At 64.8% G+C, this 11,150-nt stretch carries 10 protein-coding genes; all 10 read left to right on the forward strand.

Features of this window, described 5'->3' with window-relative positions; all coding sequences use genetic code 11:
- Nucleotides 1-8: 8 nt before the first annotated feature.
- Nucleotides 9-1,592, forward strand: a complete 1,584-nt coding sequence (locus AAFP35_RS21375; protein ID WP_419223663.1) for an AMP-binding protein — start codon at nt 9-11, stop codon at nt 1,590-1,592.
- Complete coding sequence (locus tag AAFP35_RS21380) at nt 1,592-2,818, forward strand: CaiB/BaiF CoA transferase family protein (protein WP_419223664.1); 1,227 nt, start codon at nt 1,592-1,594, stop codon at nt 2,816-2,818. Before AAFP35_RS21375 ends, AAFP35_RS21380 begins: the two co-directional genes overlap by 1 nt.
- The gene (locus tag AAFP35_RS21385) at nt 2,815-3,231 is read left to right on the forward strand and encodes a Zn-ribbon domain-containing OB-fold protein (RefSeq protein WP_419223665.1); all 417 of its coding nucleotides are present in this window, start codon (nt 2,815-2,817) and stop codon (nt 3,229-3,231) included. Before AAFP35_RS21380 ends, AAFP35_RS21385 begins: the two co-directional genes overlap by 4 nt.
- Nucleotides 3,231-4,433: a thiolase family protein gene (locus AAFP35_RS21390; RefSeq protein WP_419223666.1), complete on the forward strand. Its 1,203-nt coding sequence runs from the start codon at nt 3,231-3,233 to the stop codon at nt 4,431-4,433. The genes AAFP35_RS21385 and AAFP35_RS21390 overlap by 1 nt, the downstream gene beginning before the upstream one ends.
- A 59-nt stretch (nt 4,434-4,492) precedes the next feature.
- The gene (locus tag AAFP35_RS21395) at nt 4,493-5,965 is read left to right on the forward strand and encodes an aldehyde dehydrogenase family protein (protein ID WP_419223667.1); all 1,473 of its coding nucleotides are present in this window, start codon (nt 4,493-4,495) and stop codon (nt 5,963-5,965) included.
- Entirely contained in the window at nt 5,962-7,185 is a 1,224-nt protein-coding gene (locus tag AAFP35_RS21400; protein WP_419223668.1) for an amidohydrolase family protein, read from the forward strand. Before AAFP35_RS21395 ends, AAFP35_RS21400 begins: the two co-directional genes overlap by 4 nt.
- Nucleotides 7,186-7,245: 60 nt before the next feature.
- Nucleotides 7,246-8,022, forward strand: a complete 777-nt coding sequence (locus AAFP35_RS21405; protein WP_419223669.1) for an SDR family NAD(P)-dependent oxidoreductase — start codon at nt 7,246-7,248, stop codon at nt 8,020-8,022.
- On the forward strand, nt 8,019-9,287 hold the full coding sequence (locus tag AAFP35_RS21410; protein WP_419223670.1) for a cytochrome P450: 1,269 nt from the start codon (nt 8,019-8,021) through the stop codon (nt 9,285-9,287). Before AAFP35_RS21405 ends, AAFP35_RS21410 begins: the two co-directional genes overlap by 4 nt.
- On the forward strand, nt 9,287-9,721 hold the full coding sequence (locus AAFP35_RS21415) for a nitroreductase family deazaflavin-dependent oxidoreductase (RefSeq protein WP_419223671.1): 435 nt from the start codon (nt 9,287-9,289) through the stop codon (nt 9,719-9,721). Before AAFP35_RS21410 ends, AAFP35_RS21415 begins: the two co-directional genes overlap by 1 nt.
- 123 nt (nt 9,722-9,844) lie before the next feature.
- Nucleotides 9,845-10,444 carry a TetR/AcrR family transcriptional regulator gene (locus tag AAFP35_RS21420; protein ID WP_419223677.1) on the forward strand — a complete coding sequence of 200 codons (600 nt, stop codon included), beginning with the start codon at nt 9,845-9,847 and terminating at the stop codon, nt 10,442-10,444.
- Nucleotides 10,445-11,150: the final 706 nt, after the last annotated feature.

The following is an 11,150-nucleotide window of genomic DNA, read 5'->3' on the forward strand; positions in this document are numbered from 1 at the left end:
AAGGGCCAGTGAGTCGATTGGTCACCACGAAGCGGGCGCTCGAGGTCCGAAATGTGCCCGACAACATTCGTCGCCGTTACGAACAGAACGGCTGGTGGACGTCGGAGACGCTCGGGCAGATCATCGAGAACGGGCTGAGCGGCCACCCGGACAATCTGTTCTGCGTCCACTCGGAGGAGCGGCCGTTCTACGGCACGTTCGCCGAAGTGGAAACGGTAGCCAGGCGTCTGGCCGCCGGGCTACGTGCGCGAGGTGTGGGCCCGGGCGACGTCATCGTCTTCCAGCTTCCCAACTGGATGGAAGCGGCGGCGACGTTCTGGGCGTCGTCGCTGCTCGGCGCCGTCGTGGTACCGGTTGTGCACTTCTACGGGCCCAAGGAGCTCGCGTTCATCCTGGCGGATGCGAAACCGCGAGTCTTCATCACCGCCGAGCGGTTCGGTCGGATGAGTCACGCGCCGGAGGTCAGCGCCCACGTGCCCGTCGTCGGCGTGGTCGGTAGCACTTTCGACGACCTGCTTGCCCCCGAGCCGATGGACGGATTGTTGCCTACCGATCCGGATGCTCCGGCGTTGATCGCCTACACGTCGGGCACCACCCGAGATCCCAAGGGTGTCATCCACACCCATCAAACGCTGACGTTCGAGACCAGGCAGTTGATCGCCGGCTATCAGCCGGACCGAGGCCGCCAACTCGTGTCACTTCCGGTCGGTCATTTCATCGGTATGGCAGGGGCTTTTCTCATCCCCGTCATCGAGGGCATCCACGTCGACATCTGCGACCGGTGGGATCCGGGTCGGGTGATCGCGCTGATGGACTCCGACGAGATCGGGTTCGGCGGTGGGCCGCCGTATTTCGTCACCAGTCTGCTCGATCACCCCGATTTCCGGCCGGAACATCTGCGTTTCGTCGAGACCATCGGCCTCGGCGGGGCGGCCGTTCCCGTGTCCACCGCGCAACGATTGAACGACCTGGGCATCGTCGTCACCCGCTCGTACGGCAGTACCGAACACCCCTCGATCACCGGTACGGGAATGACTGCCCCACGGGACAAACGGCTCCGGACCGACGGTGTCCCCAAACTCGGGGTGGAGATCCGCCTCGGCGACGACGGCGAGATATTCAGTCGCGGACCGGATCTGTGCGTGGGCTACACCGACGCCGACCTCACCGCGGCAGCGTTCGACGCGGATGGTTGGTATCGCACCGGCGACGTCGGTGTGCTCGACGACAACGGCTACCTGATCATCACGGATCGCAAGTCGGACATCATCATCCGCGGCGGTGAGAACGTCAGCGCCACCGCTGTCGAGTCGACTCTGCTGACGATGCGTGCGATCGCCGACGTCGCCGTCGTCGCCATGCCCGATGCCCGTTTCGGGGAACGGACCGTCGCGGCCGTACGGGTCGAGGCAGGCCACGAGGCGCCGACCCTGCGTGCGGTCCACGACCATTTCGCCGCGGAGGGGGTGGCCCGTCAGAAGTGGCCTGAGGAGGTACACGCGGTCGACGACTTCCCACGTACCGCGTCCGGAAAGGTGCAAAAACACCTGCTGCGCAAGGCGCTCGCCGACTCGGGACTCGGGCAGCCGTGATGGGCGACGGAGGAAACGGTGCGCCACGCGCGCTCGACGGGATCCGCGTGGTGGAACTGGCGCAATGGGTGTTCGTGCCCGTGGCCGGCGCATTGTTGGCCGACTGGGGTGCCGACGTCGTCCGGATAGAACGTCTCGACGGTGATCCCTACCGCGGGCTCGCGACCCAGGGGATCGGAGCCGACGCCTCGGGCGTCAATCTGTCCATGGCGCTGGCGAACCGCGGTAAACGTTCTGTGGCCATCGATCTGCGTACCGATGACGGTTTGCGGATCCTGCACGAACTGCTCGAGTCGGCCGACGTTTTCCTGACCAGTCTCAGGCCGGGCGCGCTGTCGCGACTGGGGCTCGACGCCGAGACCGTCCGTGACCGCTATCCCACCCTGATCTATGCGCGCGGAAACGGATTCGGGGTGCGAGGCCCCGATGCCGACCAGCCCGGATACGACAGCTCGGCCTTCTGGGCGCGAGGTGGCGTCGGGCATGTGCTGACGCCCGCCGAACGCGAGTACCCGATCAGTCAGCGTGGCGCCATGGGTGATCGCAACGGTGCGATGGCCCTCGCATTCGGCATCACCACCGCGCTTCTGGGGCGCGCCACGACGGGGGCCGGTTCCGTCGTGGACGTGTCGTTGCTCGCCACCGCCATGTGGATGTTGTCGTCGGATGTGCTCGCGGCTCTCAACGGCACGGATGTGCAGCCGGTGAACGGGCGTGGCCCCCAAGTCAATCCGCTGGTGGGTGCCTACCGTACCAAAGACCTGAGGCACATTCAACTGATGTTCCTGCAGGGCGATCGGTACTGGCCCGAGTTCGCTCGCCTTGTGGGCCGCGACGACTTGGCCGACGATCCGCGGTTCGCGAGCATGGCGTCACGACGCGAGAACAGCGCCGCCGTTGTCCGGGAGCTGGACGAACTGTTCGCCACACGGACTCTCGCCGAATGGAAGGACGTCCTCGCCGAACTCGACGCACCCTGGGCCCCTGTGCAGTCGATCCCAGAGGTCATCGACGACCCACAGATCACCGCCAACGGCTATGTCGGTGATGTCGACATCGACGGGGCCAAGTACCGGCTACCGACGGTGCCCGTGCAACTCGATCAGCTGCCGCCGCCGATGTCGAGGGCACCCGAGCACGGAGAGCACACCGAGATGATCCTGTTGGATCTGGGATACGACTGGGAACAGATCGCGGAGCTCAGCGGCAAGGGCGCGATTCCGTGATCGCCGACCGTCCGCTGCCCGTGCCGGACGACGATTCCGCGCAGTTCTGGGAGGCGGCGGCGCGCCACCAACTCGTCATCGCGCGTTGCGGTCGTTGTGAGCAATTCAGCCATCCACCCGACAGTGTGTGCCCGCATTGCGGATCGACCGAACCCGTCTTCACGTTCGCGCCGGTCAGCGGACGTGGCGTGATCCGATCGTGGACCGTTGCGCGACAGTCTTTCCTGCCGGGTTTCGACGCCCTGCTCCCGTTCGTCCTCGTCGACGTCGAACTCGTCGAGCAATCCGAACTGCGCATGATCGGGCGATTGCTCGACAGCGCGCCCGAGGGGCTACGTATCGGCAGTGCGGTCGACGTCGTCTTCGAAGAGATTGCCGACGACCTCTGTGTCCCGGCATTCGTTCTCTGCTGATGGCAACCGGATTCGCCGCGCGCAACACCGTTGCCGTGGTCGGCTACGCGCACAGCACCATCTCCCGTGGTTCCGGCAGGAACCTCGGCGCACTGACCGTCGACACCGCGCGCGCCGCGATCGCCGACGCGGGCCTGCGTGTCGAGGACGTCGACGGATTCGTGAGCTCGAGCCTGTTACCGAGCGCGGGCGGCCGGCCCGTGATCGACGGCACCAACACGGTGTCGTCGGCGTGGCTCGCGCAACGACTCCGGGGATCTCCGCGCTATGTCGCAGGATTCGACGGCGTCGGACAACTCACCGGTTCGGTGGCGATGGCGGTCAACGCGATCTCCAGCGGGGCGGCCGATCACGTGCTCGTGCACCGGGCCTTGCACAACCCTTCTGGTCGTTATCACGGCAATCCGATGACCGAGGTTCATGGTGCGCAACAGTGGACCGCCCCCACGGGCTACTTCGGTCCGTTGGCGATGATCGCCTTGCCGTACAACGAATATCTCCAGCGGTACGGCGCCGCCCCGGAATCGATGGCGGCCGTGGTCACCGAGGCTCGCAAGAACGGTGCCCGCATTCCCTGGTCGTACTGGCACGATCGGCCGCTGAGCACCGAGGAGTATCTCGCTGCGCCGAAGCTCTTGGATCCGGTGTGCCGCTTCGACTGTGACATCCCGGTGGACGGGGTGGCGACCTTCGTTCTCAGCTCGGCCGAACGTGCCGTCGATCTGCCACACCCTCCGGTCTACATCTCAGGATTCGCCGGTGCCGCACCCGCTCGCCGACGACTGCCGTCACATTGGCCGCTCGACGACATCATGGACGGCGGTCGAGACCTGGTCGGTCGACTGATGGCCGGCGCCGGTGTCACGCCTGCCGAGGTGGACCTGCCCCAGGTCTACGACGGGTTCTCGCCCTTTGTCTGGTTCTGGCTCGAGGTCTTGGGGCTTTGCCCGCCCGGAGAGGCGCACCGCTTCGTCGTCGACGGTGGCATCGACAGCGATTCCTCGGACGCGATACCGGTGCTGTCGGGTGGTGGCGCACTGGGCAACGGCCGCATGCACGGAATCCCTCAACTGCTCGAATGCTATCTGCAACTGGCGAATCGGGCGGGCGTCCGGCAGAGAAGGCACGTCCACACAGCGCTCGCATGCCACTCGTCGCCGCACTACGGGGGCGCCGTGGTTCTCTCCGCAGAGCCATTTTGAGAATATAGTTCCCCACATGGCGAGAACTATGTTCTACTGTGACCAGTCAGTTAGGAGTCATGTTGAGCGTCATCTCTGAGCAGCGGACCTATGTCGCTGGGCGGTGGATCACCGGCGACGAGGTCATCGACGTCGAGAATCCGGCAGACGAGTCCCCGGCCGGCCGGGTCACCGTCACTCCGATCGGCCAAGTGGCGCAATCGATCATCCAGGCACGGCGGGTGTTCGACGACGGCATCTGGGCAGACCGGGCGCCACGCGAACGGGCGGCCGTGCTGCACCGATTCGTCGACCACATCGAGTCGAACCGTGAATCGTTCATCGACACATTGGTCGCCGAGGCCGGCCAACCCACCGCATTCGCCGACCAGACCCAATGTCGAGCCGGGGTGACGTTGGCCCGTGAGACCATCGACCTCTACCTGTCGATGGCCGATGAGGAAGCGGGACCGGTGCCCGTCGACGATCTGGTCCGGGGACGCGTGGCGCTGAGTATTCGACGCCACGAACCGGTGGGTGTGGTCGCCGCGATCACTCCTTACAACGCGGCGCTGATCATGGCTCTGCAGAAGCTGATTCCCGCGCTGATGGCGGGGAACTCGGTCATCCTGCGGCCCAGTCCGCTCACCCCGATGTCGTCGTTGGGACTCGCCGCCGCAGCCGATGCCGTGGACCTTCCGGCCGGCGTCCTGAGCGTGATCGCCGAATCGGGTACCGAAGGCGCAGAACTCCTCACCACCCACCCGGCCGTCGACATGGTGTCGTTCACCGGCTCGACGAGCGCCGGGCGTCAGATCATCGCGCAAGCGGCACCGACGATCAAACGGCTGTCACTGGAACTAGGCGGCAAGTCCGCGCAGATCTACCTTCCCGACGCGCTGCATCGGGTCGGCGTGGGTGCACTCATGGTGGTGGCCCGCACCGCGGGACAAGCCTGTGTCGCCGCGACACGGATGCTGGTACCCGAGGAGCACAAGGAGGAGGCCATCGAGAAGGTCTCGGCCGCATACGGTTCCATCCGTGTCGGTCCTCCGACCGACCCGTCGGCGACGATGGGGCCGGTCATCAGTGCGGCCCAGCGCGACAAGTGCAGACATTTCGTGGAGCTGGCGCAAACGCACGGAGCCAAGATCCGGTTCGGCGGTCAGCAGCCCGCGCACCTGGAGCGGGGCCACTACTTCGAGCCGACCGTTCTCGACCTGCCCGACAACTTCAATCCGGCAGCGCAGGAAGAGATCTTCGGTCCCGTGATCAGTGTGATCGGGTACCGGGACGTCGACGACGCGGTGGCGATCGCGAATGACTCGGTCTACGGGCTTTCGGCGCAGGTCTACGGACAGGACGTGGGAGTGGCGGTCGATGTCGCCCGCAGGCTCCGCACGGGCGCCGTCAACGTGAACACCACGGTATTCAGTGCCTACGCACCGAGTGGTGGGTACAAGCAGAGCGGATTGGGGCGTGAGCGCGGTCCGGACGGAATCCGAGAGTTTCAAGAGGTCAAACACATGTCGATAGGGGAACTGGCCAGATGACCATCGCATCGAACACAGACACCGGGTACAACCTGGATTGGCTCGTCTCGGTGGACGACCACATCCTCGAGCCGCCGAACCTGTGGGTGGACCGCGTGCCGAAGAAGGACCGCGACCGCGCTCCGCACATGACCAAAGACGACAACGGCATGGACGTCTGGGTATACGAGGACAAGCGCATGCCGAGCAGCGGTCTGAGCGCGGTCGCGGGCAAGAGCAAAGAGGAGTTCAGCCCCGAACCGCTCAACTATGACGAGATGCGTCCGGGCTGTTATGACCCGGTGGCCCGGGTCGAGGACATGAACCAAGCGGGAATCCTTGCGTCACTGTCATTTCCGACCGTCACCCGGTTCTGCGGACAGTTGTTCATGGAGGCGAAGGACCGTGACTTCGGCTTCACCTGCCTGCAGGCCTACAACGACTGGCACATCGAGGAATGGGCGGGTGCGGCACCAGGCCGGTTCATCCCGCTGATCCTGATCCCGCTGTGGGACCCGGTGCTCGCCGCGAAGGAGATGGAACGTTGCGCAGCCAAGGGAGCCACCGCCTTCTGTTTCTCGGAGAATCCGGAACCGTTGGGACTACCCACGATTCATGACAAGAATCGGTACTGGGATCCGGTGATGGCCGCCGCCAACGACCTCCAGATGGTGGTGTCCATGCATGTCGGGTCGTCGTCGACGGTTCCGCAGATCTCCAAGGATGCACCGTTCATGGCGAACCTGTCGTGGGGTGCGACACGTACCTCCGGTGCCATGCTGACCTGGCTGTTCAGCAGCATGTTCCAGCGCTACCCGAATCTCAAGATCGCGTTGTCGGAGGGCGAGATCGGGTGGATGCCCTACTTCCTCGAGCGAGCCGAGCAAGTCCTGGACAAGCAACGCTACTGGGTGCAGCGTGGTGCCAAGTTCAACCAGCATGCCGGGACCGACGCGGATCTCGACAGTCTGGATGTCCGCGAGGTCTTTCGGAAGCACATCTACGGCTGTTTCATCGACGACGTGCACGGGCTCGCGAGCCTCGGCGAGATCGGTGAGGACAACGTCATGTGTGAAACCGACTATCCGCATTCGGATTCGACCTGGCCGAACTGCATTTCGGTCGTCAAGGACCGGATAGGGCACTTCTCGCCGGAACTGCAGTACAAGATCCTGCGAGGCAACGCCGAACGCCTGTACCGGTTCACTCCGGCCGAACCGCCGGTGCCGGCCCATGCATGACCGATCGGAGATCGACGGCGCGATGGTCGCGCTGATCCGGCCGAACTACCGAGGTGGACTATGACCGACCTGCTCGCGACCAAGGTCGCGATCGTCACCGGAGCCGGCTCCGGGGTGGGGCGTGCGATAGCCGAACGCTTTGCCGCAGAAGGGGCGCGCGTCGTGTGCGCGGACATCGCCCTCGACCAGGCCAAGGAGACCGTACGGCTGATCGAGGCCGATGGTGGTGAGGCGACGTCGGTGGGCGTCGATGTGGCTGCGGAGTCCGAGGTGGAGGCGATGATCGGGGCGGCCGTCGATCAGTTCGGTCGACTCGACATCGTGGTGAACAACGCCGGCATCCCCACGCCTCGTCTCGGCATGTCCCTCACCGACCACACCTTCGAGGACTTCGATCGGTTGGTCGCGGTCAACCTCGGGGGTGTGTTCCTGGGCTGCAAGCACGCGATGCTCCAGTTCGAGAAGCAGGGTGACGGCGGCACGATCGTGAACACGGCATCCGTCGCAGGCCTCGTCTCCTGGGGCGGCTCGGTGTACGGCGCGACCAAGGCGGCCGTCTTGTCGTTGACCAGGGCAACGGCCATCGAGGGTGCACCGCAGGGGATTCGGGCCAACGCGATCTGTCCCGCGGCGATGCCGCTCACCGGCTTCATGGCGGCCGGCGGGGTGGAGTCGTCGATGACTGCCGACCCGGAGAAGTTCGCCGCCGCACAACCTCTCGGCAACTACATCACGGCTGAGGACTGCGCCGAGGCGGCACTGTTCTTGGCATCGGACAACGCACGCAACGTGACCGGGGTGGCACTGCCGATCGACGGAGGGTTCGTGGCTCGATGACCGTGACGACACTCGACCGCGACCGACTCCGCGAGATGTTCGACCTGCGAGGGTCGTACAACGCGTTGACCGGAGGCCTCTACGCCGGCGATCCGTACCCGATCTGGCATCGCCTGCGCGAGGACGGGCCAGTGCTGGCGGGGACGGTGCACGAGCTCACCGGGATGTCGGAGAAGCTGTACTTCCAAGGGCTGCCCTTCGAAGACCGGCCGCACTTCTCCGCCTTCGGTTTCGAATCGTGCAGCGCTGCCTTCCGCAATCCTGAGGTGTTCGCATCGTCACCGGAATCCGTGGACCCTGTCTCGGGTGCGCTGGGTAACGCCAACAGCATGATCGCCATGGGTGGCGCGCAACATCGTCGGTACCGGGGACTGGTGCAGCCGTCGTTCCTGCCGTCCAACGCGGGATGGTGGATCACCAACTGGATCGAGGAGACCGTCCATCTGCTCCTCGACGGATTCGCGGCGAACGGGAAGGCCGAACTCAACGTCGACTTCTGTGCCGCGATCCCGATCCTCACCATCACCGGGAGTTTCGGTGTCGCCATCGAGCAGGCACTCGACATCCGTGCATCGCTGAACCGTGACCCGCAGCGTATCGTGGACATCCTCGCGCCGATCGTCGCCGCGCGGCGACGCGAACCGCAGGACGACCTGCTCAGCGTGCTGGTACAGGCAGAACTCGCCGATGACGACGGTGTGTCACATCGACTGTCGGACAACGAGATCTATTCGTTCTCCCTTCTGCTCCTGTCCGCCGGGTCGGGGACCACATGGAAACAGATGGGGACCACGATCACCGCGTTGCTCCAACGTCCGGAGATTCTCGACGCCGTGCGCGCCGACCGAGCGTTGTTGCGGCCGGCCATCGAGGAAACGCTGCGTTGGATGCCCACCGATCCGATGTTCTCGCGGTTCGTCACCGAGGACATCGACGACTTCTACGGGGTGTCCGTCCCGAAGGGGGCGGTGATGCACCTGTGCGTGGCGGCGGCGAACCGAGACCCGGCGCGCTGGCCGGATCCCGACGACTACGACATTCACCGGCGCACGAAGTCGGCGTTGGCATTCGGGCAGGGCGCGCACATCTGCCTCGGCATGCACGTCGCGCGCGCTGAGATGACCGTGGGGATCAATGCCCTTCTCGACAGACTGCCGAACCTGCGTCTCGACCCGGATGCCGAACCGCCCACATTCGTGGGTATGTACGAGCGTGGGGCGACCGCGATCCCGGTGCTGTTCGATCCGACCGACGAGGTGACATGATGTCCGAGAAGGATTACCGAGCTCCCGACCTGGCGCTGCGCGGACCTGAACATGTCCGCGTATACCAGGAGACCGACGGGGCCGAGGGCTACGAATGGAACGGGGTGCCGACCCTGTTGCTCACCGTGACCGGCCGTAGGACCGGTGCGGAGCACACGTCTGCACTGATCTTCGGACGACACGGAGACGACCTGCTCGTCGTGGCGTCGAAAGGGGGAGCGCCCCGACATCCGCTCTGGTACGTCAACCTCCAGGCCGATCCGCGGGCACGCGTCCAGGTTCGTGACGAGACCGTTGTCGTCGAGGCGCGCACGGCCGGTGCCGCGGAGAAACCCGAGCTCTGGCGGATCATGACCGACATCTGGCCCAATTACGACGTCTATCAGTCCCGCACCGATCGGGAGATACCACTGGTGGTGTTGTCGCCGGTGTGAACGGTCGCGGAGTCATCGCTCGCGTATCGATCCCGGCGATCTCTCGCGTGGCCGTCGGACAACGTGTCATAGGATCGCAGCATGTCCTGGGCTGAAGACCGTGCGGTGGAGCGCTCCGCCTCCGTGCAGCGATCGCGGAGTCGTGTCGTCAATCAGGTCCAGGTGCTGGTCGACGCCGCTCATCGTCTGATCGCGGTCAAAGGCGATGCGTTCACGACCCAGGATCTCGCGAAGGAAGCGGGAATCGCTTTACAGACCTTTTACCGATATTTCGCGAGCAAGGACGAGTTGATTCTCGCGGTCATCGCGGACGCGATGAAATCGTCCTGCGAGCGGTGGACGGCAGCGGCAGCCGACATCACCGACCCACTCGAGCGTGTGCGCTTCTTCATCGTCGCGCCCCTGCAGGGACTCAATCAGGGGCCGCAGCGTGGAGCGCAAGCACAGTTCATGGTGTCGACCCACTGGCGTCTGCACCGGATCTTCCCCGAAGAGCTCGCCAAGGCCGAACAACCGCTCGTGGATCTGATGACCTCCGAGATCCAAGCCGCGGTCGACGCGGGGGCGTTGACGACCGCACGGCCGGCCGACGATGCCTGGTTCACCACCGAACTCGTCCGTTCGGTCTTCCACTACTACGCGTACGCACCAGGCCGTGTCGACGATGTCGAAGATCGCCTCTGGCGGTACTGCCGCAGCGCGCTCGGCGTGGTGCAGGACTGACCGCGGGTTCTGGCTGATCTCGATACGCGGCCTCGCTGCGCTCGGTCGCTACTCGATCGCCGGGTTGGTTGCGCACCCCTCGGTCATGCTGGGGGAGAAGTGGTTCGATTCTTGGTTGCGTTATGTGCGCGCCTCACTGCCGGTCGAGTAGGCGCCGAGGCGCCAGCCGAGGCACCGTATCGAGACCAGAGGGTGTCTTGATCATGTTGGGGGAGAGGTGTTTTAGCGTTCTGGTTGTGTTTTGGGCGCCCCCCACTGCCGGTCGAGTAGGCGCCGAGGCGCCAGCCGAGGCACCGAATCGAGACCAACGCTCTCGCACCAGATCTCGATACGCGGCCTCGCTACGCTCGGACGCTACTCGATCAGCAGACAGCAGGCCCACGTCGCTGCGGTCGGACGCTACTCGATCAGCAGACAAGGCCTACCCCTGTGCACCAACAGGACTCACCGCGCGGAACCTGTCGGGGGATGCCTCTACAATGGCAATCAGATGACGACTGTGCGGGTGAAAGATATTGCGGCACAGTCCAATGCCTGTGCATGAACTCTTCCATGGGCACGTATGTTCGACTACAATCGAGTCATGCCGTTGGACACTCTGATTCCCCTGTTGCGTGAGGTGACGATCGACGCCGATGCGTCCGGTCGCCAGGTCTTCGAGACCACGAAGGTATTGATGGACGTGCGTAACCTGGTCGATCATCAG

Origin of the sequence: Gordonia sp. CPCC 206044, assembly GCF_048537895.1 — a bacterium.
GTDB lineage: Bacteria > Actinomycetota > Actinomycetes > Mycobacteriales > Mycobacteriaceae > Gordonia.